Source organism: Agaribacterium haliotis, assembly GCF_002312815.1.
Classification (GTDB): Bacteria; Pseudomonadota; Gammaproteobacteria; order Pseudomonadales; family Cellvibrionaceae; genus Agaribacterium; species Agaribacterium haliotis.
On sequence record NZ_NKQJ01000002.1, the window covers coordinates 138522 to 164512 of the forward strand.

At 47.5% G+C, this 25991-nt stretch carries 30 protein-coding genes; 5 read left to right on the forward strand and 25 right to left on the reverse strand.

The genetic code is table 11. From position 1 onward, the window contains the following. Positions 1-62: 62 nt before the first annotated feature. Together CFK45_RS03410 and CFK45_RS03415 are read left to right on the forward strand one after the other, a co-directional pair. A complete protein-coding gene (locus CFK45_RS03410; protein ID WP_096085019.1) occupies positions 63-374 on the forward strand; it encodes a 2Fe-2S iron-sulfur cluster-binding protein in 312 nt (103 codons plus the stop codon). A gap of 100 nt (positions 375-474) precedes the next feature. Then, positions 475-1719 (forward strand): NAD(P)/FAD-dependent oxidoreductase, encoded by a 1245-nt coding sequence (locus CFK45_RS03415; protein ID WP_096085020.1) that lies wholly within the window; start codon positions 475-477, stop codon positions 1717-1719. Between the two features lie 89 nt (positions 1720-1808). Here CFK45_RS03415 and CFK45_RS03420 read toward each other — a convergent pair whose 3' ends face one another. The 17 genes from CFK45_RS03420 to nifE all read right to left on the reverse strand — a co-directional run bounded on the left by CFK45_RS03420 (position 1809) and on the right by nifE (position 17645). Further along, positions 1809-2570 (reverse strand): ABC transporter permease, encoded by a 762-nt coding sequence (locus CFK45_RS03420; RefSeq protein ID WP_096085021.1) that lies wholly within the window; start codon positions 2568-2570, stop codon positions 1809-1811. A 12-nt stretch (positions 2571-2582) separates the two neighbouring features. Beyond that, entirely contained in the window at positions 2583-3524 is a 942-nt protein-coding gene (locus tag CFK45_RS03425) for an ABC transporter ATP-binding protein (RefSeq protein WP_096085022.1), read from the reverse strand. Positions 3525-3693: 169 nt separating this feature from the next. Further along, positions 3694-4236 carry a flavodoxin gene (locus tag CFK45_RS03430; protein WP_096085023.1) on the reverse strand — a complete coding sequence of 181 codons (543 nt, stop codon included), beginning with the start codon at positions 4234-4236 and terminating at the stop codon, positions 3694-3696. A 442-nt stretch (positions 4237-4678) separates the two neighbouring features. Further along, on the reverse strand, positions 4679-6040 hold the full coding sequence (clpX, locus tag CFK45_RS03435; protein WP_096085024.1) for an ATP-dependent Clp protease ATP-binding subunit ClpX: 1362 nt from the start codon (positions 6038-6040) through the stop codon (positions 4679-4681). After that, complete coding sequence (nifM, locus tag CFK45_RS03440; protein WP_096085025.1) at positions 6033-6926, reverse strand: nitrogen fixation protein NifM; 894 nt, start codon at positions 6924-6926, stop codon at positions 6033-6035. The genes clpX and nifM overlap by 8 nt, the downstream gene beginning before the upstream one ends. Before the next feature lie 10 nt (positions 6927-6936). Further along, positions 6937-7422 carry a nitrogen fixation protein NifZ gene (locus tag CFK45_RS03445; RefSeq protein ID WP_204378411.1) on the reverse strand — a complete coding sequence of 162 codons (486 nt, stop codon included), beginning with the start codon at positions 7420-7422 and terminating at the stop codon, positions 6937-6939. 1 nt (position 7423) lies between these two features. Further along, on the reverse strand, positions 7424-7729 hold the full coding sequence (nifW, locus tag CFK45_RS03450; RefSeq protein WP_096085027.1) for a nitrogenase-stabilizing/protective protein NifW: 306 nt from the start codon (positions 7727-7729) through the stop codon (positions 7424-7426). Positions 7730-7757: 28 nt separating this feature from the next. Then, on the reverse strand, positions 7758-8900 hold the full coding sequence (gene nifV / locus CFK45_RS03455; protein ID WP_096085028.1) for a homocitrate synthase: 1143 nt from the start codon (positions 8898-8900) through the stop codon (positions 7758-7760). Between the two features lie 55 nt (positions 8901-8955). Next, positions 8956-10179 carry a cysteine desulfurase NifS gene (nifS, locus tag CFK45_RS03460; RefSeq protein ID WP_192870732.1) on the reverse strand — a complete coding sequence of 408 codons (1224 nt, stop codon included), beginning with the start codon at positions 10177-10179 and terminating at the stop codon, positions 8956-8958. A 1-nt stretch (position 10180) separates the two neighbouring features. Continuing rightward, entirely contained in the window at positions 10181-11188 is a 1008-nt protein-coding gene (nifU, locus tag CFK45_RS03465) for a Fe-S cluster assembly protein NifU (protein ID WP_096085029.1), read from the reverse strand. Between the two features lie 20 nt (positions 11189-11208). Continuing rightward, positions 11209-11526 (reverse strand): HesB/IscA family protein, encoded by a 318-nt coding sequence (locus CFK45_RS03470; protein WP_096085030.1) that lies wholly within the window; start codon positions 11524-11526, stop codon positions 11209-11211. A gap of 288 nt (positions 11527-11814) precedes the next feature. Then, the gene (locus tag CFK45_RS03475) at positions 11815-13119 is read right to left on the reverse strand and encodes an ABC transporter substrate-binding protein (RefSeq protein WP_143247470.1); all 1305 of its coding nucleotides are present in this window, start codon (positions 13117-13119) and stop codon (positions 11815-11817) included. Between the two features lie 357 nt (positions 13120-13476). Next, complete coding sequence (fdxB, locus tag CFK45_RS03480; protein WP_096085032.1) at positions 13477-13779, reverse strand: ferredoxin III, nif-specific; 303 nt, start codon at positions 13777-13779, stop codon at positions 13477-13479. A 26-nt stretch (positions 13780-13805) separates the two neighbouring features. Continuing rightward, positions 13806-14267 carry a NifX-associated nitrogen fixation protein gene (locus CFK45_RS03485; RefSeq protein ID WP_096085033.1) on the reverse strand — a complete coding sequence of 154 codons (462 nt, stop codon included), beginning with the start codon at positions 14265-14267 and terminating at the stop codon, positions 13806-13808. Between the two features lie 33 nt (positions 14268-14300). Continuing rightward, the gene (locus tag CFK45_RS03490; RefSeq protein WP_096085034.1) at positions 14301-14723 is read right to left on the reverse strand and encodes a NifB/NifX family molybdenum-iron cluster-binding protein; all 423 of its coding nucleotides are present in this window, start codon (positions 14721-14723) and stop codon (positions 14301-14303) included. Between the two features lie 65 nt (positions 14724-14788). Further along, positions 14789-16147, reverse strand: a complete 1359-nt coding sequence (nifN, locus tag CFK45_RS03495) for a nitrogenase iron-molybdenum cofactor biosynthesis protein NifN (protein ID WP_096085035.1) — start codon at positions 16145-16147, stop codon at positions 14789-14791. Beyond that, positions 16140-17645, reverse strand: a complete 1506-nt coding sequence (gene nifE, locus CFK45_RS03500; protein ID WP_096085036.1) for a nitrogenase iron-molybdenum cofactor biosynthesis protein NifE — start codon at positions 17643-17645, stop codon at positions 16140-16142. Before nifE ends, nifN begins: the two co-directional genes overlap by 8 nt. A 355-nt stretch (positions 17646-18000) precedes the next feature. Between nifE and CFK45_RS03505 the strand changes: the two genes are divergently transcribed. The 3 genes from CFK45_RS03505 to purT all read left to right on the forward strand — a co-directional run bounded on the left by CFK45_RS03505 (position 18001) and on the right by purT (position 20727). Beyond that, on the forward strand, positions 18001-18639 hold the full coding sequence (locus CFK45_RS03505; RefSeq protein WP_096085037.1) for a LysE family translocator: 639 nt from the start codon (positions 18001-18003) through the stop codon (positions 18637-18639). Between the two features lie 84 nt (positions 18640-18723). Next, positions 18724-19401 carry a phosphoglycolate phosphatase gene (locus tag CFK45_RS03510; RefSeq protein ID WP_096085038.1) on the forward strand — a complete coding sequence of 226 codons (678 nt, stop codon included), beginning with the start codon at positions 18724-18726 and terminating at the stop codon, positions 19399-19401. Between the two features lie 123 nt (positions 19402-19524). Further along, on the forward strand, positions 19525-20727 hold the full coding sequence (gene purT, locus CFK45_RS03515) for a formate-dependent phosphoribosylglycinamide formyltransferase (RefSeq protein WP_096085039.1): 1203 nt from the start codon (positions 19525-19527) through the stop codon (positions 20725-20727). A 71-nt stretch (positions 20728-20798) separates the two neighbouring features. Here purT and CFK45_RS03520 read toward each other — a convergent pair whose 3' ends face one another. From CFK45_RS03520 to nifT, 8 genes are all read right to left on the reverse strand, one after another. After that, positions 20799-21080, reverse strand: coding sequence for a putative quinol monooxygenase (locus CFK45_RS03520; protein WP_096085040.1), 282 nt, complete (start codon positions 21078-21080; stop codon positions 20799-20801). A gap of 12 nt (positions 21081-21092) precedes the next feature. Then, positions 21093-21830 (reverse strand): SDR family NAD(P)-dependent oxidoreductase, encoded by a 738-nt coding sequence (locus CFK45_RS03525; protein ID WP_158224591.1) that lies wholly within the window; start codon positions 21828-21830, stop codon positions 21093-21095. A 65-nt stretch (positions 21831-21895) separates the two neighbouring features. Further along, on the reverse strand, positions 21896-22582 hold the full coding sequence (locus tag CFK45_RS03530; protein ID WP_158224592.1) for a Crp/Fnr family transcriptional regulator: 687 nt from the start codon (positions 22580-22582) through the stop codon (positions 21896-21898). Positions 22583-22597: 15 nt separating this feature from the next. Beyond that, the gene (gene map / locus CFK45_RS03535; RefSeq protein WP_096085043.1) at positions 22598-23344 is read right to left on the reverse strand and encodes a type I methionyl aminopeptidase; all 747 of its coding nucleotides are present in this window, start codon (positions 23342-23344) and stop codon (positions 22598-22600) included. Between the two features lie 95 nt (positions 23345-23439). Further along, the gene (locus CFK45_RS03540; RefSeq protein WP_096085044.1) at positions 23440-24564 is read right to left on the reverse strand and encodes an acyltransferase family protein; all 1125 of its coding nucleotides are present in this window, start codon (positions 24562-24564) and stop codon (positions 23440-23442) included. Between the two features lie 316 nt (positions 24565-24880). Next, entirely contained in the window at positions 24881-25378 is a 498-nt protein-coding gene (locus tag CFK45_RS03545) for a NifB/NifX family molybdenum-iron cluster-binding protein (protein ID WP_096085045.1), read from the reverse strand. Between the two features lie 31 nt (positions 25379-25409). Further along, a complete protein-coding gene (locus CFK45_RS03550; protein WP_096085046.1) occupies positions 25410-25667 on the reverse strand; it encodes a DUF6129 family protein in 258 nt (85 codons plus the stop codon). A gap of 52 nt (positions 25668-25719) precedes the next feature. Then, the gene (nifT, locus tag CFK45_RS03555) at positions 25720-25929 is read right to left on the reverse strand and encodes a putative nitrogen fixation protein NifT (protein WP_096085047.1); all 210 of its coding nucleotides are present in this window, start codon (positions 25927-25929) and stop codon (positions 25720-25722) included. Positions 25930-25991 lie beyond the last annotated feature (62 nt).

The following is a 25991-nucleotide window of genomic DNA, read 5'->3' on the forward strand; positions in this document are numbered from 1 at the left end:
CATATTATCTCGGGGGTATAACTCCCACCGAAACTATAACTCTGAATTTTTGAGAGACAACGATGGCTAAATTTACTTTTATTACTAACAACGATGAACAAATCACTGTTGAGGCGAGCTCAGGTTCCGTGATGGAAGCGGCGGTTGCCAACGGCATTGAAGGTATCGACGGCGATTGCGGCGGCGTTTGCTCCTGCGCCACCTGTCACGTTCACGTTTTACCAGAACACACGGCTAAAACCGGTGAGGCCAGCGAAATTGAGCAGGACATGCTTGAACTCGACGACGACGCCGATGAGTACAGTCGCCTCTGCTGCCAACTGGAAGTAAGTGACGCCATCGACGGTGCGGTATTTCGCGTCGCCAAAAGCTAAGCAAGGCGAGAACTCAGTGCCGAAGGTGTTTCGGCACTGCCTGCCAGGCCAGCCCAGCTTCTCTGCAGCCCCATCAACACGCAGTTCAAAGAGATAAAAAATGTCTAATTCCAAAGTTTGTGTCGTTATCGGCGCCAGTCACGGCGGTGTGAATTTCGCTTTTGCCCTGCGCAAAGAGGGCTGGGACGGAGAGATTATTCTGTTCGACAGCGATGCAACACTTCCGTATCACCGCCCACCGCTGTCAAAAGCTTATTTGACCAGCGACGACGCCATCGACAAGAATCTGCTCAAAAGCGCCGAAACTTACGAAAAAGACAATATCACCCTGCGTCTTGGCGCGACCGTTCGCAAAATTGACAGAGAAGCCCAAAAAATTATTCTGGCCGACGGCTCCGAACAAGCTTATGACAAGTTGGTATACGCCGCCGGTGCGCGCCCGTTTATCCCGCCAATTCCCGGCCTAGACCAAGCAACAAACTGCTACGCACTGCGCAGCGCCGCCGATGTTCAGGGCATACGCGAAAGCTTTAATGCCAGCGAGCACAAGCGTGTGGTTGTTATCGGTGGCGGTTATATCGGCCTTGAAACCGCGGCATCGCTGAAAAAACTCGGCGGTACTGTAACCGTACTGGAGCGCGAAGAGCGCATCCTTCAACGTGTTACCGCGCCACATATGAGCGCTTTTTTCCAGAAGTTGCACAGCGATAACGGCGTGCAAGTGCTCACCGCAAAAAATGTAAGTGGCATTGAGCGCGAAGACGGCGCAAATACCGTCTGCTGCGACGACGGTGCACGCTTCCCCGCCGACCTTATTATTGTCGGTGTCGGCATTCGTGTTAACTCCGAACTCGCCACAGAAGCAGGCCTCGACGTTGACAACGGTATTGTCGTTAACCAAGCGGCGCAAACCAGCGATGAAAACATCTACGCTATCGGCGACTGTACCTTACACCGCAACCCGCACTACGATCGCAATATTCGCCTTGAGAGTGTGCAAAACGCTGTCGATCAAGCCAAGGTTGCCGCGGCTGCTATCTGCGGCAAGGCCCCTATCTACGACACAATTCCTTGGTTCTGGTCGGATCAGTACGATGTAAAACTGCAAATGGTGGGTTTGAGCCAGGGTTATGATGACATCATCGTTCGCGAAGAAGCCGATGACGACAAGCGCTTTTCGGTCTGGTATTTCAAAGGCGACGAACTGCTCTCAGTCGACGCAGTCAACTACGCCAAGGCCTATGTGCTCGGCACCAAGTTTATTAAAGCTCGCAACAAAGTAGATAAAACCAAGATTGCCGATAATTCGGTTGAGTTTAAGCCGGGCAATCTTCTGCAAGACTAGTCTTGCAAGAGAACACAAGCACAAAAAACGGCGCCAATTGCGCCGTTTTTTATGGGCGACTTATTTAATAAATACTAAACGCTCCTAACTTAACTCTTTAGTTTGTAACCCGTTTTAAAGATCCAGGCAATTGCAGCGGCGCACAGCAGCATAAACACAAAAATCATCACCAAACTGATCTCCACCGCAACATCTGCATGACCATAAAAAGCCCAGCGAAAACCACTGATCAAATATACCACCGGGTTAAACAGGGTCACCGTCTGCCAGAATTCCGGCAACATTTTTATTGAATAAAAGGTACCGCCAAGAAAAGTCAGCGGCGTAATCACCATCATCGGAATGATATTCAACTTCTCAAAACCATCGGCCCAGATACCGATAATAAAACCAAACATGCTAAAACTCAGCGAGGTCAGTAACAAAAATGCCAGCATCCACAGCGGGTGCTCGATTTCGAAATCGACAAATAATCTGGCCGTTAACAAAATAATCAAACCCAACAGCAAAGACTTTGTTGTCGCAGCGCCAACAAATGCAATTACCAGCTCAAATGCTGACAGGGGCGCTGCGAACAACTCATAAATAGTGCCAGTGAAACGCGGCATATGAATGCCAAAAGCTGCGTTGCTAATACTTTCAGACAGCAGTGAAAGCATCACTAAACCAGGCACAATAAAGGCCGCGTAGGGGATGCCGTCGATCTCCACCATGCGCGAACCAATAGCAGAGCCAAAAACAATAAAGTACAGCGAAGTAGAAAGCACCGGAGAAGCCAGGCTCTGGCCAATCGTGCGAAAAGTACGCGCCATTTCGCTTTTGTAAATTTCCCAAATACCGTAAACGTTCATTAGTTTCCCCTGTTACAGCGATTGCTTGGCCTGTTCGGCGTCGTTTAACAGCGATACAAAAATCTCTTCCAAACTGCTCTGTTTGCTTTGAATGTCCTGCACCTCAATCGGTAACTCGGCGAGCGCACTCAAAAGGCTATTAATGCTTTTTTTCTCAGAAGCGTCGTAGTGGTAACTTAATACTTTGCCTTGCTCTTCCAGCTGCAAACCAAAATTCAGCAGCGATGGCGGCGCCTCATTCAAAGCCTCACTCAGTTCAATACGCAACTGCTTCTTACCAAGCTTATTTAACAGCGCCTCTTTCTTATCAACCAATAAAATCTCGCCTTTGTTGATAATGCCAATGCGATCGGCCATCTCTTCAGCTTCTTCAATATAGTGAGTCGTTAAAATAATGGTTGTGCCTTTGGCGCGCAGCTCATCAATCATGCGCCACATATCTTTGCGCAGCTCAACGTCGACACCTGCGGTAGGCTCATCTAAAAACAATAAAGAGGGCTCGTGGGCTAACGCTTTAGCAATCAGTACCCGACGCTTCATACCACCTGAAAGCGTCATAATTTTATTATCTTTTTTATCCCACAAGCTAAGGCTTTTGAGTAGCTGCTCAAGATACGCAGGATTTGGCGCTTTGCCGTACAGACCGCGCGAAAAACACAAGCTCGCCCACACGGTTTCAAACATAGGCACAGCGAGCTCTTGTGGCACAACACCAATCTGTTTGCGCGCCTCTTTATACTGAGCCTGCAAATCCATACCGTTAACAGAAATGGAACCCGAGCTGGGTTTGACGACACTGCAAACAATACTGATCAAGGTTGTCTTACCGGCACCATTCGGGCCAAGCAGCGCAAAAATTTCACCGCGCTCAATATCGAGGGTAACCGACTTCAGCGCCTGAAAGCCCGAATCGTAATATTTGTTTAAATTTTGAATGCTAAGTATCGAGTCCATCTATCCAACACCGAAGCTTTAAAGTGCTGTGATAGTAACTAGATTGATGCCAACTGCATAGCACTGAGTTAGCAAAGCGCTTAAACGCGAACAACACTACTGCCACGCTGCTGACATCTTCTGCATCAAAAAAAGGAAAATTTTAGTGCAAACAACACCTCAAATGAGGCTAAAGTGGCAATGAAAAATCCTCAGCTATTTGTTTTAGCCACGTAGCTAAACGCTGCTCGGTTAGATGGCTCTGATTATCCTGATCCAAAACCAAACCTACAAACTTGTCATCGACAACGCTCTCAGAGCTCTCAAAGTCGTAACCGTCAGTTGGCCAGGCACCAACAATGGTTGCACCGCGCTCTTCAACAAAGTCATAAATCTCTATCATTGCATCGACAAATTCATCCGGGTAGCCTACCTGATCACCCAAAGCAAAAAGCGCAACCGTTTTACCACTAAAATCCAGATGCTCAATTTTTGGCAAAAACTCTTCCCAACTCTCAGCCTCACAGTCCGACGATAATCCGGGCAACTCACCACTTCCCAGCGTCGGCGTACCGAGAATTAAAAAGTCGTATTGGGCAAAGTCTTCAACTTCAACCCGATTAACATTGACGGGTTTTGCCATTAACTCATCGTCAAAACCACGCTTAATAAATTTAGCGACCTTCCTGGTATTGCCAGTATTAGAACCAAAAAAAACACCTACCTTTGCCATAAAAATCTCCTAACAACAATATATAAACCGACGAAACTGCCACATACTGTTATTGCGAAAATCAAGCCAGATGGTACTTCAGTATTCGGCGGCTTCTAAGCGCATTGCAGTTCAATTGATGTGGCACCACAAACCCAGAAGAAAAGTAAAGTGAATAGATTGGGACGCTGCCACAAGCACGCAGTGGCGAAGCCCCCGTAGTAGCTTTCCCTCCCCAAAAAAACGCCCACCTTACTTTCACCCAGGAAAGCTTTCACTTAAGTGAATATCATTGATATCTCTGGCAAGGTTTTTATGCAGGGAAAAAGACAAACAACAAGATACATTTACGACTGTTGTTTTTATGACAAAAATTTGAAAAGTAGCGACATTGCTGGCACAAGCGTAGATAGAAAAACCTGAATACCCAGAGCCATTCACAGCAACCAGGATCTGTTATAACTTAAGTCGATGCACTTTTCTGTTTGCTATTGACACCCGAACCGGCGCCAGATATTGAACTGTGACCAAGCTCAGAGGCTGCGCCATCAGCAAGATCCTTAGAATACCGAACCTGCAATTTTTTACCTTGTGGATCATCAACCAACTGTAAATAGCAGGCGGTGATATTTTCCATTGAGGGAATATCAAATAAGGTTGAGTGCAAAGCCGATTCCATTATTGAGCGCAAGCCGCGCGCCCCGGTATTTCGTAACAAGGCCTGCTGTGCAATATAAGCTAAAGCCTCGCTACTAATATCAAAGCTCAAACCTTGATAAGCGAATAATTTTTTATATTGTTTTACCAAGGCATTTTTAGGTTCAGTTAAAACCGCCAACAGGGCCTGTTCATCCAAAGGCTTTAAAAAACTGATTACAGGGAAACGGCCGATAAACTCAGGGATAAGCCCAAAAGCCTGCAGATCATCAGGCAGCAGGTGCTCAAGTAATTTATTGATGTTGGGCGTTTCAGAGCTAGGTTCGGCGTGAAAGCCTATTTTGGCGCCTTCAGGCTGTAAGCGCTGACATATCTGCTGCTCAATACCGGGAAACGCTCCGCCGGCAATAAACAGTACATTTGTACTAGTCATTAAACAGTCTTCGTATTTATGTCGGCGCCGCTCGTCAGTGCTGATTTTCAATTCTGAGCCTTCAACAAGTTTTAATAAGGCCTGCTGCACACCTTCACCGGAAACATCGCGCGCATTCGCCTCGCCACCGCCGCGCTTCGCTATTTTATCGATCTCGTCAATATATACCACGCCCCACTGCGCTCGCTGTACGTCGCCATCGGCGGCTTCTAGCAGGCGCTGCATAATGCTATCAACGTCATCACCAACATAACCCGCCTGAGTTAGTGCGGTTGCATCTACAATGAGTAAAGGCACGCCCAGCGCCTTCGCTAGGCTGCGCACCAGTAAAGTTTTGCCGGTCCCCGAAGGGCCCAGCAATAAAATATTGGATTTTTCCAGCTCAACCGACGAGTCATCAGGCTCTAAACTGTGCTGGCGATTAAAAAACAAACGCAGATAGTGGCTGTATACCGCGACAGCAAGTGTTTCTTTGGCTCGCTCTTGACCGACAACAAATTGATCAAGATGCTGCTTAATTTCATACGGCGTTTGCAATCGCTCGTGCGTTACGCCGTCACCAGCGCCGGCCGTTGTATCATCCTTTTTTGCCGTATGGCCCCAACTCGACACCACACGAAAGGCCAGCTTTACACACTCCTCACAGATACACGCAGCATTCCCTGAAATTAGCGGTACTTCAGCACTTTTTTCAACGCCACAAAACGAGCACGCTGTGCCCTGTGTGTCAGGCATAACCAAGCAGCTCCACTTGCTTTTCTAGCGCCAGCTCTTGTACACCACTCTTTTTTATAAGTGCCGTTAACCATTGACGCTGGAGACTTTTACGTTGACGCGATTTAAGAGTCTCGCGCAGTTTCTCCGCAACCTGATCAAGAGCTAACTGCTGCTCGCGAATGACCTCGTCGCAGTAGAGAATATGAAAACCAAGAGGAGACTCAATAATATCGCTCAGCTGCCCAGCACTTAATGCAAATAATTCACGCTCGAGCTCTGCGTACAGCAAACCTCGTTTCACTTCACCCAGATACCCCCCATCGAGCGCCGTTGGGCACTCCGAATGTTTTAGTGCCTGTTCAGCAAAACGCGACGTATTTTTAATAAGACGCCGATAAATTTCAGATATCTTTTTTTGAGCCAGCGCATGACTATTATCCGCCAACGACTCGTTGACCGTTATAAGTATATGCCTGGCTTTACGCAGCTCAGGTTTTATAAATCTAGCCGAGTGCATATAATAGAAAAGCTCGACATCGGTATCGCTAATCTCATTGCAGTCGGCACAGATTAGATCCATAACCGCCTCCAGCTTCAGCTCTCTAGCCAGGGCGGCTTTATAGTCCTGCACTTGCAAGCCCATAGCATTTATATCTGTGACAAACTCTTGCTCAGATTCGTAGCGCATACGTAGCTTGTTGTAGGCATCTTCTATATGGGAGTTCGGCAGCCCTACTTTAAGGGCTTCAGGACTACTTAACACCATCTGCTCAAGCTTAAGCTTGCGCTGTACTAACTGTTTTAAATGCTCCGCCGTTTTCTTATCAAGCGCCCCTGGTGCACTTTGATGTAGCTCTTGCGCACTTTTAAATAGTTCGTAATCTAAGATGGCTTGTTTGTACATCAATCCCGCCTCAAATAGTTTTTGAATCGCAATAGTTCGCGCTGCCTTTTGCCGCTAGCAAAGCAGCTTCGGGCAGCTGCAGGTGGCGCCCGGAAAAATCTACTAAATAATGAATGCGCTTGTTGACAACATCCCTAATGACGTTAACAACCCAGCCCTCATCACCACAGTGAATATCCTTTTTGTATAAACGCCCGGAACGATCAGGTATAAAGAGTCGGCTTATTACCCGCTGGCGCTGTTCAAAGATCGAAGCCAACCAAGGTTTACCAGCGGCAATGAGCTCTTCTGCCCGACAACCAACAGTCTTTCCTTGCTCAAAAAAATGCACTTGATAAATAAGTTGATCCTGCAAAAAAACGCCAACATCACGTACATGACCAAGGGCACCTTGTTTAAGCAGTAATTCACCACGCCGCTTTCCCGGATAGCTGCCATCGTTGCGAACATTTTTTACCAGGCGAACTTCATCGCCAAAATCGTATTCGGGCAACACCTCAAACTCCCGCTGCATCATCTATGCTAACTAAATGATTTTTTTGATCCGACTGAAAAACTTTAAACACTTTTTGCTGCTGAGCGCTCGAATCAACAAAATCACTATAGGCTTGTTGCAACAAATCCCTGCACATGACGTGCTCTTCGCTACTCATGTTTTCACTTAAACTCAAGCACTCTTTCAATAAGTAGTTGTGAAAACGCTGCATAATATGTAAACGCATCACCTGAACAATACGCTCATCGTAGTTCAAGCCAAAATAGTTCATAAAATCTTCGGCACAATCTAGCTCGTCAAAATTCATAATTGGCGCTCCTTAATAATAAGTGCTCTTAACTCGCCCAGGCTTGATTGATTCCGGTGCGGCGGTGAAGCTCTATTAGCTCTCTCCGGCTCGGGCTTCGCTTATAGTGAGTGACAAACACTCTAAGGCGTTGCAAAAGTTCATTTAATACGGGCTTGCTCACCTCCAAGCCAAGGGCATCACAGTGCTTTTTTAACAGTGTCGAACCCGAGTGTTTGCCCAACACCAAGCTGTGCTGGCGGCCAAGCTCACGTGGATCCAGGCCCTGATAGTTACGCCTGTCTTTTAATAAACCGTCGACGTGAATACCCGCCTCGTGAGTAAATACCCCCTCACCGACGATGCTTTTATTCCAACTGATAGCGCGACCACTCGCACGAGCTACAAAATCCGACAGCTGTGTTAGCTTTCGTGTATCAATGCCACTGTCGTAGTTATAAAGATGCTTTAATGCCAACACGCACTCCTCTAGCGGCGCATTACCGGCGCGCTCGCCGAGGCCGTTGACGGTCGTATTTATATGGCTTGCTCCAGCGCGCACCGCCGCAAGGGTATTGGCTGTAGCCAAACCAAAGTCATCGTGTGCGTGCATTTCAAGCTCCAGCGAGCTTTGTCTTCGCAGCTGACTAATGCGCTCGAAGCACGTAAATGGCTCTAATATGCCGAGTGTGTCAGCAAAACGCAGACGCCTCGCTCCGGCAAGTTCAGCGGTTTCAGCTATCTCAGCTAAAAAGTCGACATCTGCGCGCGATGCATCTTCGCAGCCTATGCACACCTCTATACCTTTATCTAACGCAAGCGGAATTAATCTTCGAATCTGTGTTAAAACCCAGGTACGGTCTTTATTTAATTTATTGTAAATATGCTGATCCGAGCTCGGTACACTTAAGTCGACGATATCAATGCCTATGCCCACAGCGCAGTTTAGATCCTCTCTATTTAAACGACACCACGCTAATAAATTTGGCCCCAAGCTCAAACTGGCAATGCTCTGCATTACCTCGCGCTCTTCGCTACCCATTGCCGGTATGCCCACTTCGAGCTCATGTACACCAAGCCCGGCCAACGCTGTGGCAATGTAAATTTTTTCATCGGCGCTAAAGGCAACACCGGCGCTTTGTTCACCATCGCGCAAAGTCGTATCGTCGATATTGATTTTTTTTGCTGCCATCAATTTGCCACACCCTTACTAGACCACCGCCACCAAAAGCAGCACTAAAGATCCACTACGCGTACACCGGATCAAAACCAGTGGTGTTGTTTTCTGATACGATCGAAGCAACATTGTTTTCGGCATCCCAGTAAGGCGATAGATTTCGCAGGCGCTCGACAATATCGGGCACAGTAGCAATAACTCGCTCAACCTGTTCATCCGTGTTGTAGCGCGATAATGAAAAGCGTAAAGTTCCGTGAGCTGCCGTCAGCGGAATAGCCATCGCCTTCATAACATGCGAGGGCTCGAGCGAACCTGAAGTACAGGCCGAGCCGCTCGAGGCGGCGATACCGTGTTTATTTAGCAGCAACAGCAGGGCTTCGCCTTCAATAAATTCAAAGGCGATACTGGATGTGTTGGGCAGGCGCTGATCAGTATCCCCGGTAACAAAACAGTGAGGCACTCTCTCGAGTATGCCCTGCTCGAGCTTATCTCGCAGGCGGGCAACCACTGAATTTTCGTAGGCCATATGCGCTAATGCTAATTCTGCCGCCTTGCCGAGACCAACAATAGCGGCACTGTTTTCTGTTCCCGCTCTGCGCCCGCGCTCCTGATGCCCACCGCGAAGTAAGGGTCTAAAACGCGTACCGCGTTTTAAGTACAGCACACCAATACCTTTAGGTGCGTGCAGCTTGTGCCCCGACAACGACAACATATGTATCGAGGAGTTTTTTAAGTTGATAGGTACTTTACCGACCGCCTGTACTGCATCACTGTGAAACATTATATTGGCCGCTTCGGCCATCGCCGCCATACGCTCCACTGGATAAATATTCCCGGTTTCATTGTTTGCCCACATAATACTGACAAGCGCCACTCGCTCGCTCAATAATTTTTTATAGGCGTCTAAATCAAGGCGGCCGAGCTTATCTACCTTTAAATAGTGAACTTTATAGCCCTGAGTTTCGAGATTTGAACACAGGCTTAAAATAGCCGGGTGCTCAACTTCGGTAGTAATGATTTCTTTTCTATTAGGCTGTGCACGCAATGCCGATAACAGTGCGGTGGAATCTGATTCCGTACCACAGGAAGTAAAAATAATTTCTGAATCATATTCAGCGCCCAATAGGGTTTGTACTTGCTGGCGCGCTTCGCGCAGAGCCAAACCTACTTTGTTGCCAAAGCGGTGTATCGAAGAAGCGTTGCCAAACTGCTCGGTAAAAAAGGGCAGCATCGCATCAAGCACTTCTGGCGCGACCATGGTTGTCGCATTGTTATCCATATAGATATCACTCACATCACACCTCGCTTAAACTGGCTAGTTGCTGTTGCGACAGCACCGATATCTCAACAAGCTCGCCCAACACTTTAATAAGCGCCTGCTGCAAAGCGTCAAGTGTTGTATCGGCAAGCTGACAAGAAGTACAGGCGCCGATTAAATTGACATAAATACTTTTGCCATCAATCTCAACCAGCTCAAGGTCACCGTGATCACGCTGCAGTGTGGGCCGAAAATCCTCTATGGTTTTTTCAATTAGCTTCATACGCTGAATACTGGTAAGGCGCTTATTGCCAACACTACTTGCCGCGAAAACAGTATCTTGCTTTTTATCGGCAACCGCTAAAGTTGCTTGCCCTATACTAAGATCAATACTTTTTTCAGTAGCTGTTTCAGTAACTATCTCAGTCGCCACCTTGCTATTTTTGAGTATTGGCGCTGGCTGAAATAATTCACCGCGAGCCGAAAGCTCATCTTCAAGGATGTTTTCCAGCACTTCGTGACAGCACGAACAGGCACCACCCGCTTTTGTAAAATTGGTAACATCGGCAACCGTGCTCAAGTTATTTTGACGAATGGTCGCTCTAATTTTAAGGTCGTCAACAGCAAAACATTTACAAACCAACGCGCCCTCATCGTGATCATCGACAAGCTGCTCGCCGCGATAATTTGCCACAGCGGCCTGTAAGGCTTCTTGGCCCATTACCGAGCAGTGCATTTTTTCTGGCGGCAAACCATCGAGGTAATCAGCTATTTTTTGATTGTCGACTTTGAGCGCTTCATCCAAGGTCAGACCTTTAATTAACTCCGTTAACGCCGATGACGAAGCAATCGCCGAACCGCAACCAAAGGTTTGAAAACCAGCAGCTTCGATACGCTCACTTTCAGGGTCAACTTTTAAGGTTAGACGCAGCGCATCGCCACAACTGAGTGAACCGACGTCACCAACTGCGTTTGCCCCACTTACCGCGCCGGCGTTTTTAGGTTCAAAAAAATGCTGTTTAACTTTATCGGAGTATTGCCACATAAACCTATCTCCAGTTCGGCTTAACAAGAACCACTGCACGAGCAGCCTTTTGTTGTATTGGGGTTGTCAAATTTAAAACCGGTGCCACTGTCATCGTCCACAAAATCCATCACCGCATCTTTCAGCAAGGTTTCACTATCGCTATCGACAAGCAAGGTCAAACCTTCACAGCGATAGAGTTTGTCTCTCAAATCAGCGTGCGAGACTAAGCTCAAAGAATATTTAAAACCGGAGCAAGCCAACGCCTCAACTTTTACCCTCAGCCCTAAGACATCATTTTTTGACCGAGCAATAAACTCTTCGATGGCACTGACGGCCCGACTCGTTAACGAAATCATCGTGAACTCCTGCACTGGCGTTACATTTTTTTAGCCTAAAATATTCAGCCTGCTAGGGCCTGTTAACACTAATAGCGATAGCTGCAAGCCACATGCCACAGACAGAGCTAGTAAAAACCAATAAAATCAAGCAATTAACTCGGAGGGCATTGTCGTAACTGCGACAAAGAAAAAGGCGCGTGAAAGCAGGCGGTTTTTTTGTCGCAGTTGCGACAAAATAAGTAGTTAAAAACCAGAAGGTCTGAAACGGCTAAAGAATAAAAGGTGGGACGGGTGTAAAAAAATAAATTAAGGGCTGGGTTTGCTAGGTGCATCAGCCTCAGCTAAACCCAGGCCTGTTTTTATTTGTTCAGAGCTGGAACTGGAACCTTTAAGCACATCAGCAGCAGGGCTTTGGCGGGCCTTCTCTGCTGAGCCCAGCGCTTCGCCGGCTTCTTTTACCGGTAAATCACCGTACACTTCCTGGCGCAGTGCTTCTAACTGAGCTTGAGTTTTAGCTACATCCAGCTCGTAAAAAAAATCGTAAAATATATCGGGCGTGCGACTGGCCAGTTTAATACTGGTATCGCGATCAAAATACTGAATGCCAAACGGCTGGTGGTAAGCAAGCCGGTACATATCCTTGGCCGGGCCCTCGCTGTAGCTCTGGCCATTTTGATAGGCCGGCAAGCGGCCTATCGATTCATTGTAACCAACCTGAAACTCCGAGCTTGCCAAAAATAGCAGCACTCGCTCAACCTCGGCTGTCAACTTGGCATATTTAGGTACAACAAATACATCAACCGATGCGTTGCTGTACTGTGGCAGGCCCTTCTCAATAGGTGGGAAATTCATAATTCGCAAATGCTTGCTCTTTTCAACAGGCATCTGCTCTGGCGTGCCCTCAATAAGCATCATTGCTGAGAAACCGTAAACCATGCGCGGAAAGGCCTGCCAGCGCCCATATTTATCAGCGTTGTGATTAAAACAACCGCTCGCTATCAACTGCTTCCAATACGCCAGGGCCTTGCCCACACGCGGGTCGGTGTAGGCAACCCGGCCGGCTAACAACTGCTGGTAAAACTCGAGACCGTTAATGCGCAGATTAAGGTAGTCAAACCAACCGTGCGTTACCCAGCGGTGCCTGAGGCCTATGCTGAGCAAGTCGACGTCATGCTTGCGAAAAGCGCGACAGGCCACAAGCAGGTCATCCCAGTTTTCAGGTACATCGACGCCGTACTTTTCAAATACCTCGGGGTTGTAATACATACCGAGCAGCGAGTAAGTGATGGGAATTGCATGGGGCCGCCCCGCCGTCGACGATGCTCGCTCGGCGCCGGGCACAAAGTGTTCATATAGGGCATAGCGCTCCCACAACGAGCTGAGATCTTTCACCCCACCGTAGTCATCAAACTCAATCAGGCGCTTGCCACCGAGCCAATAGATAATGTCGGGGCCTTGTTTTTCAGCAAACCAGCGCTTTACACCGTCAACATAGGCCTTGCCCGTGCCAAAACGCGGCTGTATATCTATATCGGGGTTCTGTCGCTCAAACGAGGCGACCATGTTCTCAACGGTGGAGCGCTGACGCCCACCATTGAGATAAATCCCCACGCTGACAACGGTTTTTTCAGCGAAGGCAGGCTGCGAAATGAATAGCGCACAAACCGTGACAGCGGCGCTCAAAAGCGACAAAGCATGCGCAAGCCCTGAGCGCGCGCAGCTAAACAAGCATGTCGTTGAAAATCGAAGACCCACGTTTGATAACCATAAGGTATGCAATAACTACAGAATAGCATTCTCTATGGCATCAAAAGCGCGCTATGTTGCACAGAAATTAGCGGCACAGATTAACGGCGACACGATGCGCAGCTTCCGGCAAACAGCATATTTGAGCTTTTCAAGCCAAGGCCGCCAGAATAGCACAGCTGCGAACAAGCTCTGGTGCCGGAAAAGTACTTCTCGCGCAATCTACGCCGCTACCGCTGCGTGCTTCTGGCAGTTTTTGGGGCAAACTCGCGCGCAGGACTTACAACCGATGCAATCTAGTTTGTCTTGCAGCGCCATCACCATCATTTCATCGTCGTCATCGTAATCGTCGTCAAAATCATCCTCCACCAGACTTGAACGCTCTACCAGAGTAAAGACATTGCGCGGGCAAACCTTGTAGCAGCGGCCACAGCCTATGCAGGTCGCGGCATCAATTTCTTCAATAAACTCGGGTGTCCACGGCTTGCCGGCGCGCGTTTGACCAAGTAAGTACTTATCGCTCATGTTTGTGTACCCACAATAAAAGATAATTAACAGCGCGCGGCTTCTGGCAAACTGCGCGCAAGCAACAGCGCATCTTCGATGCTTGAACTAGCCCTGTTTAATAACTGCTCCTTCGAAATAAACGAAAAACGATGCACATCGCGCAGGGTTTTATTGATAACAAGCAAACGGCCAACAACAACCAAGGCGCGGCCAAACCCCTCGCTGCTGACATGCACAAATGGGCTGGCAAATAAACCGAGCTCTTGTTCCAGACACTGAGCAACGGCGTTGTAATAAGCCTTGAGCCGGTTAATACTGGCTTCATCGGGGTCGGCAACGATGCCCAGTGCCCTGCGCTGCTCTTTACTGAGAATTAAACTCTGCATTACTCGCTCGTCGCTCCAGCTATCGCGAACACGAAAACCTCCGAGCGCCCTCAACTGGATCAGTAAGTAGCGCTGAAAATCATCGTTGATAGAGCTCGACGTAAGCACATTATTTACCACGGCAAACCCCTGTACCCTGAACACCTGCTAACACTAAACATATTTAACCCCACACAGTTCAAGCCAATTGGGTTCGCCCTCTTTTAGCTCATCAGTTAATTCCTGTAATAAGCTCAATATTTTGCTTCTTTCGGCCACCCTGATCACGCGGATGGCTTTTTCATCAAGGCGCTGCTGTGCAGCGGAACCACAGGCTCGACAAAACAGCACACTGCACGAAGATAAGAGCTGCAGTTTGTCCGCCAATTTACTCTCAGCGCTGCACTCGGCCAGCCTGTCAAACTGCGCTGCCTGAACTAGCCAGTGGCCGCTATCATTTACACCGTAAACAACAAAGCCAGTTGCCGAACCAAAGTGCTGGTTGACAACAAGGCCGTCGTCGCTGGCAAACGCGGCGTAGAGCGTCGCTTGGCGCGGAAGCGATACCACCGTAAAACTGCGTTTTAATCCTGTCATAATTGTTACTGCACCAACTTGTGTTGTTTTTGACCGTAACCTTGCTTAAAGCAAAACTTTTTGTTTTAGGAAACCGAAACATCAGCTGGGCGCAAGTAGCTATTGTATGCAGGCAGGGCTACATGTTGAGCACTTAATAAATTAGCCAGAGCAAATAAACTTAATTGGCTGCCGCGATAACCGCTGCTTAAGCTTCGAAAACCGCCAAGCCAGTCGTGCTGGGGGAAACCCGTGCGCAGTAGTGGCACAGATAGCCGCTCAGCGCTGGCTAAAGCGTGGCTGCTGCCTAGCAGTAAGTGCGCGCCGCACTCAGCGGCGTCACGTTCAAGGTCAGAAAAATCACCAACAATCACTTTATCGCGTTTAAGTTTAACCAGGCTCGCGCAGCGCTGCGGTACCACCGCCGTTACTAACTCGGCGCCAATACTGAGCAGCAAGTCCTGCCAGGCGATCACTAAATCGGCCTCACTGGCGATAGCAATTTTGGCCTTGCCCAAAATAAAGTGACAATCGAGCATGGCATCGAGTAGTTGTGCCCTCTGGCGACGCCAGCTAAGCGGTATTTCTTTTTTACTTAATTCACTTAAACAAGCCAACCAAGCATCAACATGATCGAGCCCCATCAAGTGATCAAAGCGCCAATCCGGTACCTGAGTTAAGTTTTTAAGTGTGTCAGCCGCGGTCGTTAAACTCGCACCAATCACCAGCGTTGCCAGACTCTGGCCTGCAAGAGCAAAGTCGTCCTTCGCCAAGCCACCAGTAGTTAAAGCTGAAAAATCACTTGCCTCGAGGTGACCATCAAGAGAATGCTCCAAGTTAGGAATCATCAAGGCTCGCAAACCAAAACTTTCTATACTCTCACGCACAAACTCTAAGTCAGCGGCATTTAGGTGGGCGCCGACCAACACATTCACCTGTTTTTTTCTAAGCCCCGCTTGCTCGCTTACAGGTATTTGAGTGCGAATCAGAGCCTGCATCGCCGCGGCGTAACCCTGCTCAAAACCACCGTCAAAATCTGGAGTATTGACCGGAACAACCGCAATATCTTTAAATTCCGGGTGACGCTGGCGGAACTCTTTGACCAAGCGCGCGATATCGCTGCCTTGAGTTTCAACCAGGGAGCTTGTTAACAGGCCGATAAACGACGGCGTACTTTTTTCACAAATAGTCGCCAGCGCTTGTAATACATTTTCATCGCCGCCCATCACCGAACTAACCTGATCCATTGCCGTTGTTTGCAAGGGGATTGGCTCGCGATAATGGCGTACAAAAAACACCTTGCCAAAGGCTGTGCAGCCTTGTGAACCATGCATAAGTGCAGTGCTTCGCCCGAGCCCTTGAAACAGCAGCGCTGCACCTAAACAGGCGCTATTTTTAAGCGGGCTGCTGACGAGGGCCTTATGAAAACTGACAACGTCAGCCATGTTTCACTCCCAACTCGCGATCTTGTGAAGCGAGCTTGTTTTTTAATTTATCAGCACCGGCAAATTCAGGCTGGAGCTTCGAGCTCGTTGCTGAAAGCGCTGGGAGATCGGCAGCATAAGCGCCGCATTGCCAGGGTGGCGCCTTGCGCACGGCCTGCCACACTGGGTTTTCCAGTGCCTTGCACAGCTGCTCAATCAAAGTTTTCATACCGGCGTAGCCAGCGTAAGCAAATTCCCGCTCCTGATTAATATCCAAAAAAGGCACCCGAGCTTTAAGAGCGGTATACATATTGCGTCCACCAGCAATTAGCATATCGGCGCCGCAATCGTTCATTGTTTTTAACAACACCTTAGGGCTGCCATCTTGCAGCATCAGTGCGTCAGCGCCCATGAGCTCGCGAATACGGGCCTTGTCTTCTTCGGTGGATTTTTTTGTGCCCGTGGCGACAACATGCATGCCCAAATCTTGCAGCGCAGAAATAATCGACCACGATTTTACTCCGCCGGTATAAAGCAATACTTTTTTTCCTTGCAAACGCGCTCGCCCGGCTGCCATCACTGGTGCTAATTTCTGTTCTTCTTGCCGTATTAAAGATTCTGTTCTTTGTTGCAGGTTTTCATCGTTTAATAGTTGCGCAATTTTTCTTAACGCAGCTGAGCTATCACTCAAACCGTAAAAACTGCCTTCAAACCACGGCGTACCATAGTTAGCTTGAAGCTTGCGCGCGACATTTAACATAGCCTTTGAGCACACCATCATATTTACATCGGCGCGGTGCATCGTTTGAATTTCCCGAAAGCGCGCATCGCCCGAAAGCCTGGCCAATACTCGCAAACCGAGCTTGTCAAGAAGCGGCAGCACATGCCAAAATTCTCCGGCGATATTAAATTCGCCAATCAAATTAATATCGTAAATGGGGATGGCGGCATCAACGGGGTGAACAGGTTTAGCTTCCGGTTCGCGCGTACCAATGACGTATTTCAACATCGCTTCACCGGCAATGCGATTGCCTAGATTTTTAGTACCGTAAAAACCCGCCGCATCAATGGGAATAACCGGCAAACAAAAACGCTCGGCCGCCGCCTTACAAAGCGCTTCAATATCATCGCCAATTAAGGCTGGAACGCAGGTGTTATACACAAATACCGCCGCCGGTGAATATTTGTTTACCGCTTCTTTCACCGCGTGAAACAAACGCTTTTCCCCGCGCCCCATAATGACGTCTTGCTCACTGAGGTCCGTTGTCATACCGATACGATAAAGCTCCGGCCCGCTCGAGCACGTGCCGCGGTTGTCCCAGGAACTTCCAGCGCAGGCTATCGGGCCGTGCACAATATGCGCAACATCGGCCACCGGCAGCAGCGCAATCTGAGCGCCATCGAAAGCACAGCCACCGGCTGTCGCCCCAGGCTTGGGCCGCGCACACGCGGCTTTTTCTTTGTGATTGTGCTGGCACGCCGGCTCATCGCGCAGTTCAGCTAATTCTTTTGCCCGCATGTAATCGCCCCTAGCCCCGTCTAAAGCATTAACCTCTACAAACTTGGCGAAGCCACCCTGTTAATAAGCGCGGGCCAAGCACCTAGCTAAGCAGTAAATTGCAAAGCCCGGGCCAATGGCTAAAGAGTTGATTTGCAAGGGATATTTACTAGTAGCTATTGTTTTTTGTCGTATCTGCAACAAGTGTGCTGTCTTAGCCACGACAAGGATAAGGGCTGCTTGACAACTGAAAGCCACCAGCAAAATTGGTTTCAACTGGCCACCGCAAGTTATCCAGGCATTCAGGTTATTTACATTGTCATCACATATCATGCTTTACTATGCCGACCTGAGCATCTAGATGAGGCATTAAACTATGGATACAAGCACAATAATTAGCTTTATTTTTTTAGCGGCCCTACTCGTTGTATCACCAGGGCCAAATGGCTTGCTTGTACTAAAAACCGTCGCCAGTTCAGGCAAAAAAAACGGCTTTTTAAATATTCTCGGTTTTGTTGTCGCATTCTTTTTTCACGGCACACTATCCATTCTGGGCATCGCAGCGTTATTAGTTCAGTCCTCTATGTTTTTCTCTATTATTAAAATAGTTGGCGCTTTATATTTATGCTGGCTAGGCGTTAAATCTCTTTTATCCATTTACAAGGTAGATCAGGCTCTGCCCTCTCACTTGTGCAAAGGAAAAAATACGTCAGGGCAAGCAGCCTTCTTAGAAGGTTTTATTACAAACCTGCTAAACCCCAAAGTTTCTTTGTTTTATTTAGCGGCGTTTCCGCAGTTTATATCCACAGAGCTAAGCTTATTGTCAGCCTACTTGTTAGTTCTACTGCACAGCCTTGTTAATGTTCTGTGGTTCTCTGCCATGGTGCTGTTTACCTATAAGTTTGTAGAGCTCAGCAAAGAACGCTTTGCCTACTGGATAAAAGGGCTGAAGGGCTTAACAGGAATCACATTTATTGCTTTTGCTGTTAAAATGGTGAGCGTCAGACAGGCCTGAAATCAACCGACCTGCTAGTACGAAAAAAACACCTAAACAAAAGCTTGACCACCTAACCCCAATAAACAAGGTATTTGGCCCCATATGCTCGCCCTTAATAATATTGACGCCTTATTTTTTGACCTCGACGGCACCTTGGTGGACAGTGTTCCCGACTTGGCTATTGCAGTAAATAATATGCTAAGCAGCCTGGATAGGCCGCCATACAGTGTTGATGAAATACGTAAGTGGGTTGGCAATGGTGCAGAGCAATTGGTGAAACGTGCATTAAGCGGTGCCAGTGACGTTCAAACCGGGCTAAGCCCCCAGTTGGTTAAACAGGCGCTGGCAAGCTTCTTTAGCTTTTACGAACAAAACTACTGCGCTGAAACGATAGCCTATGATGGTGTTGTACAAACGCTGAGAAACTTAGCCGGTGACTACAAGCTGGCCATCATTACCAATAAGCCAGACCGCTTTATCGCACCAATTATCGATGCTTTAGATATGTCGGGGCTGTTTGACGTACTTGTTGGCTTCGACAGCTTGCCACAAGCCAAACCCGCCCCCGAACCACTATTGTATGCAGCGGAAAAACTTAATGTCGACATTGAGCGATGCGTAATGATTGGCGACTCTAAAAACGACATCCTTGCCGCCAAAGCGGCCAATGTCACGTCGATAGGCGTCAGCTACGGATATAACTACGGCGTACCTATTACAGCCTTTGACCCAGATTTTGTTATTGATCAATTCTCTGAATTAACAAACTACCTTAGATAAGTGCCCCAAGCCGCTGTCTCACAAACAGCATTAAAACACGCCAAAGTCTCAGCTGCGCTTCTAGTACTTAAGCCCATGTTTGAGTATGCTTCCGGCCAAACTTCTACTTTCAGGGGACACACCATGCATCATTTGGGCTCAGCTGCAAGCATCGGCACGCCTTATTCCAAGGTGAGCACCAAGGTTTTATTACTTGGCGCGGGGGAACTTGCAAAAGAGGTAGTGATTGAGTGCAAGCGACTCGGCGCCGAAGTCATTGCCTGTGATCGCTACGAACACGCGCCGGCGATGCAGCTGGCCGACCGCGCTTACACTTTTTCCATGCTCGACGAAAGCGCCCTGCAAGAGGTCATTGAAAAAGAGCAGCCGGATTTTGTTGTTCCGGAGATTGAGGCTATCGCCACCGACTTACTGGTTAAGCTAGAGGCTGAAGGGCTAAACGTTGTACCCACCGCGCGCGCAGCCCAGCTGACCATGAATCGCGAAGGTATTCGCCGCCTGGCGGCTGAAGAGCTGGGCCTGCCAACATCCAACTACCAGTTCTGTAGTGACTTTGACGAGTTTCGGGCTGCTGTGAACACTATCGGCTTGCCGTGCATCAGCAAACCAATTATGAGCTCTTCCGGCAAAGGGCAAAGCCTGCTGAAGTCAGAGCAAGATATTGAGCAGGCCTGGAAATACGCACAGGAAGGCGGCCGCGCTGGCGGTGGCCGTGTAATAGTTGAAGGTTTTGTCGATTTTGATTTTGAAATAACCTTGCTAACGGTTCGCCATATTGGCGGCACATCGTTCTGCGCGCCCATCGGCCACAGACAGGAAGACGGCGACTACCAGGAAAGCTGGCAGCCCCAGCAAATGACAGAGCTTGCGCTCAAACGCAGTGAGCAGATAGCCCAAACGGTGACCGATGCCCTGGGTGGCTACGGCATTTTTGGCGTCGAGCTGTTTATTAAAGGTGATGAGGTGATCTTCAGCGAAGTCTCACCCAGGCCCCACGATACCGGCATGGTGACACTGATCAGCCAAAATTTAAGCGAGTTTGCCCTTCACGCTCGCGCCTTTATGGGCCTGCCGATTCCCGCTATTCGCCAGTACGCGCCCGCCGCTTCTTGCGTACTGCTAGTAGAAGGTAAAGGCTGCGAAATCACTTACGACAATGTAGCCGGCGCGCTGGCACTAGCCAATACAGATTTGCGTTTATTCGGTAAACCCGAAGTCGACGGCAAACGTAGAATGGGCGTCGCACTTGCTCTCGGCGACAGCGTAGACGAAGCCAAGAGCAAGGCTATTCAGAGTTCTGAAGCGGTAAGGGTTACGGTAAAATAACGCTGCGCTTGAGCGACTTAAATAAAGACGGCGTCATTTATTGGCGCCCTATTAAGCATAGTGAGATAAACTTAAACTAGCTCCTGCAGTGAAATCACTTCGCTAGTCTCTATTAAATCGAGCTCAAAAAAGACTTTGGCGTGTGGCAGTGTTAAGTGTGCCTCTAGTGCAGCCTGATCGCTAAAGGTTTCATATAAAACATAACTGCCCGGATTATTTTCATTGCGGTAAAAAATAAAATTAAAACAATCCGCTTCAGCATCAGTACTTTTTTTAAAAATAATCAGCTGCTTTTCTAACTCTTCAAGTCTCTCAATTTCTTTCACTTTAAATACAACTAGCTTGCTAACCATTGTTTACCTCCATTAGTGCGTTGTTAAACCGCCATCTAAATTCACAATGCTGCCTGTCATCCACGCAGCCTGGTTTGAACACATAAACAAGGCGAGATTTGCCACATCCTGACTACTGCCTATGCAGCCCAATGGATACAAATTTTGTATGCGCTGATAGAACCCGGCCTGCTCATCGACAGCCATTTTTTCCAGGTTTGCCTTAAACAGCGGGGTATTCACTGAACCGGGCGCAATGGCATTTACCCGTATACCTTTTTTACCAAGCTCAAAGGCCAGTGCTTTAGTTAGCGAGTACAAACCGCCCTTGCTTAGGGAGTACATGCTAGAAGGCCGGCCCTGCAACATGCGATCGGAAAAATATGAAGAGACGTTCAAGATGCTAGCACCTTCGTTAAATAGCGGTAACAACTGCTGAGATAACAAGAAAGGCGCTACCAGGTTAATAGCGATATGCTGCTGTAATTGCTCAAGCGAGCACAAAGGGAAGTCTGTAAATTCTGCAATAGCAGCGTTATTAATTAGGTGATCAACAGGTGTTTCCAGTTGTTTGCCAACGTTCATGATAGCTTGCGCATCAATTAAATCGATACGAAGCCCGCGGCAGCGCTCCATGGCATCAAGCTTTTCTTTTGAGCGCGCGATAACCGTTACCTGCGCGCCAGCATCGAGAAAATTTTCGGCCATCACCAAGCCTATGCCCGAAGTAGCACCGCTTATCACCACATGCTTGTTATCAAAATTGTACATAGTCTTTCTCATCTACGTAAACAAGATAAGAAATTCTGGCAGCACTTTGTTTTTTACACGTTAACCTAGGTTAACTTCATTGAGCGCTTCATTCTGGAGAAGGCAATATGGGTAATACCCAGATAGGAGGCGATATGATAATCAGGAATACGGTCTATAAACGAGCGCATTTCACTGTGAACTTGTCGATAACGACTCTGGGCGTCATTTAGCAGAAACTGCTCTTCTCTACGTATTTTTAGATCCAACAGTGCCCCGGTAAACGGCGCAGAAAACTCTAGCCACTTTCCCGTTTTTTCAACCGCCTTCTGAAATACACTAAACGGAGCCGCCATAAGCTCACAGGGCTCCAAACTAGCAATACTAAATTTGCTCAGTTGCCTCTGGGCCGTGCTTGATATGGGCCAAACTAAATTATTATCAGCAAAAAAGCCCTTGTTAAATTCCTTGCCGTCCGGGCTTAAATAGTACAGTCGAAGTAAACCTTGCTTAACAAAATAAATCGTATCCCAACGCTCACCAGCACCAAGCAAAGTCTCTGATTTTTTTACCGGCTTTAGCTTGAACAGTGTACACAGTTGGCCAACCTCCGCGTCAGAAAAGCAGGCCAAGCTATTTAAATAAGCAACCAAGCTCGCAAATCCATCCTGGCCACTGCGCACATAGCCACCTTGTGCACCAGTATATGCTTTTATCGTCGGGTCGGGGCTTAGGTGTGGGTTTAGACTTGGCTCTAACTCTGGGCCTGACACTTCGATAGTCCTAGTTTACGCGAGCGTCACCAATAGCGGCTGGCCTTTACGAATAACCATCGTATGCTCAAACTGCGCAGAAAGATTTTTCTTATGACCAACTAGCGTCCAGCCGTCTGATGTTTCGTCGACAAAACTGCTTTTGGTTGACAGGAAAGGTTCGATAGTGATTACAAGTCCATCGTGCAAACGGCGCCGATCACTCGCATCATAATAACCGGGAATCTCTTTTGGCTCTTCATGCAGCGCCTTGCCGACTCCGTGGCTACAGAGGTTTCTGATAATTTTAAAACCTCGCTGCTTCGCCACAGCCTGTATGGATTTGCCGATGGCGTTAATCGGGCTGCCAGCCCTCGCACTTTGACAAGCCCGCGCCAAAGCCAACTTGGTTGAGGCAATAAGCTTATCTTTCAGATAAGTACTCGGTGGCACCACAAAGCTGCCGCCCGTATCGGCGTAATAACCATTTTTCTCTGCCGACACATCAATATTAACGACATCACCGGGCTGGATCACTCTGGCACCCGGTATGCCGTGAGCAGCCTCTTCATTTACACTAATACAGGTATGCCCGGGGAAACCGTAGGTAATCTTAGGCGCCGATTTAGCACCATAAAAGTCCAACAAAGCCTCGCCGATTTGATCGAGCTCCCGGGTTGTCATTCCAGGCTCCGTACGGCGCTGCATCTCCTTTAACACAAGCGCAACAATCTTCCCTATGTGCTTTAGCTGCTGAAGATCTTCATCAGTCTCTATTGTCATAAAAATACTCTTGCATATCCATTTATTGCACACGCAGAACAAGGTATTAGACTACAAGTAATTACAGTACAACGCCACTCGATGAAGTACAAAAGCTAGCCATTGTATGCTTTCTCCTGCACATCAACTCTTTTATCCCAGCCCCCAAGTCTGATGTTTCTTCCACCATTCAACCATGTAAAGAACCTAGGAAAGAGATATTCCAAGACAATAGCCAGTACAAACATAAACAATATTGCAACAAGGTATCGAACGTAAAACATCCAGATCGAGCTCACGCCCGCTTCAGCGAGAAATGAGTACAAATACGATTTCAGAGGGTAATCATGAATCAGAAAGATAAAAAATGAATAGCCAGATAATCGAAAAATTATATTTCTCGCCTTACTTTTCGCCAGCGCAAATGATAAAACAATGCACAAATAGACCCCTTCCAATGTAACAAACTTCTGCATTAAAAGCGTATGCCATTTGTATACAGGCACGTACCAGGTACTCATTCTAGGCTCAAGATATATTCTAATGCATGCAACAACTAAATATATAAGAACGAAGACGTATAATTTCCACGAACTTGGCGTCAAACAGGATCGAACCCTGGCTTCACTACCAAATAGCGAAATATATGCACCCAGCGTAAAAAACGTAAACGTATCATTATTAATAAAATAAAAGTGCTCCCACCGCGGGAACGGCTGAAAATCTAGCACCCACAACATCATTAAGAAAAAAACAAATAGCAATCTAAATTTTTTCAGAAGCAAATATATGTAAGGTGAAAAAAAGAACAGTATAAACAGATCTCGAACAAACCAAAACTGACTTCCTGATGGATAAAAGAACCACTTAACCAGTATATTCTTTATACTCCAATCGATCTTACCTCCTTGCAATACCACTACCTGAAACACATCCCAAGACCATATGCAAATAACCACAAAAAGGACAGGAATCAGTATGGTATGAATACGTTTATTTAGTTTTTTCCCAAGACCTTCCAGCGAAAAGCTATTTCCCTGAAAGAAAAACAGCCCAGATAAGAAAGCAAATACTGGGACAGATGATCGAGCGACTATATTGTGTAGAAACTCTTGAACAACATAGTTAACAGTAAAAGTCCCTGTAAACGGTTGGGTATGATAATGAATAACAACGATTCCAAGTATCGAAATTAGCCCAGCGATTCTAAGACCAACTGACAAGTCATGAGAAATTTTCATCCACAGATCCTACAAAAGCCTTTTTACTACTAACGAACCTAACCTAAAGGCGTAGTTGTCCAACATACAGACAAAGATAATTAATCGGTTCGCAAACAATAAAATCATCCTCCACCCGCAACCTTGTGATTTTATCAAGACCTAAACCCTTTCAGGAGAAGCTAGTGAGCAGTATTAGACAAAACAATCGGTAAACCGACAAAACTGTGACAGAGCTCATCTTTATACTACTGTCTACTAGATACCTAAGCGAGAAGTCTATGTTTACCGTGAGTTTTTATCGGTCCGTTACTATGATCTGGGATGAGCTATTTTTTCACCAGCATTCATTGTCATACGTATCAAAACGCAGCTTTCCTTGGTGCTCTCGCTGCTTTTTTATAAATAAAGTATTTAGCCAAGTTTCACTTTTATTTATCAACTGCCTTTGAAGTTGAGCAAGTAGCTTCTCAACAGGCTGGTTTTCACTCAGAGATATAGGCCGTGCGCCAAGAGCCATAAGCTGCTTTACCGCTGAAGGGCCTATTGCTCGACAATAAAGTAAGTCCGCCCCCTCGGCCCACTTGAGCTTAGCGATTAACTTGTTTTCATTGCCATCGTGTTTTTCGCTGCCAAAATACTTACAATCTGTTTGATAAAAACCCGTTTTACTTAGGCTGAAGCGAAACAGGGCTTTGGCCGAACCAAAATGCTGGTCAACGCATATTCCATTAGCCGAAGCAAATACTATACAAAACCCTACCCCGGATTGCTCTGAACCTTTCTGAGACTGCCCCAGCGTTAAATTCTCTTCAATTGTTATCGTACCCTGCATTAGCTTTACTCCGCCGCTATTTTTTGTGCCACTACATCTGTGCGATAACAAAACCGTTGGCGCTTGTCAGATCCGACGTCAATGAAGCGCAGTGAGAACTGGAATCAACAAGAAATAAGGCGTAGCGATTGTTTTCATATACCGCTGTACCAACATATATATCATCTATAGAGCAAAGAGTAAGGTGCTGCTCCGGAAAGCGCTTGCGAAGTTCGCTCTCAACTAACTGATCCGTCGCGCACTGGTCAATAAAGCTAACGACACTAGCAACATGTTCTGGCGTTAACATAGGCAGATCAACCCTCTATACTTAACAAAATCAAAACCTAATTTTCTTGGTGTTAAAGACGCTTGGCTCTTAAAGTAATTGGCAGCTTCGGCTCTGCAATCGGCTCTAAATAATAAAATGAGCCATCGGCCAACTCGACGCGCCCGCCCCATTGCTCTGCGCTGCTGTGCTCAAGTGCAACGATAGAGGCTTCAAGATCTTTTTTAGCGATATATAAACTTAAATTACCATCGCTGTTTCTACGTATCATCACACTGGGCATAGGGCCCCCTTAATATACTGAAGTAAAAAACACCGGATCCCCCTCAACCTGGGGTACGGGTT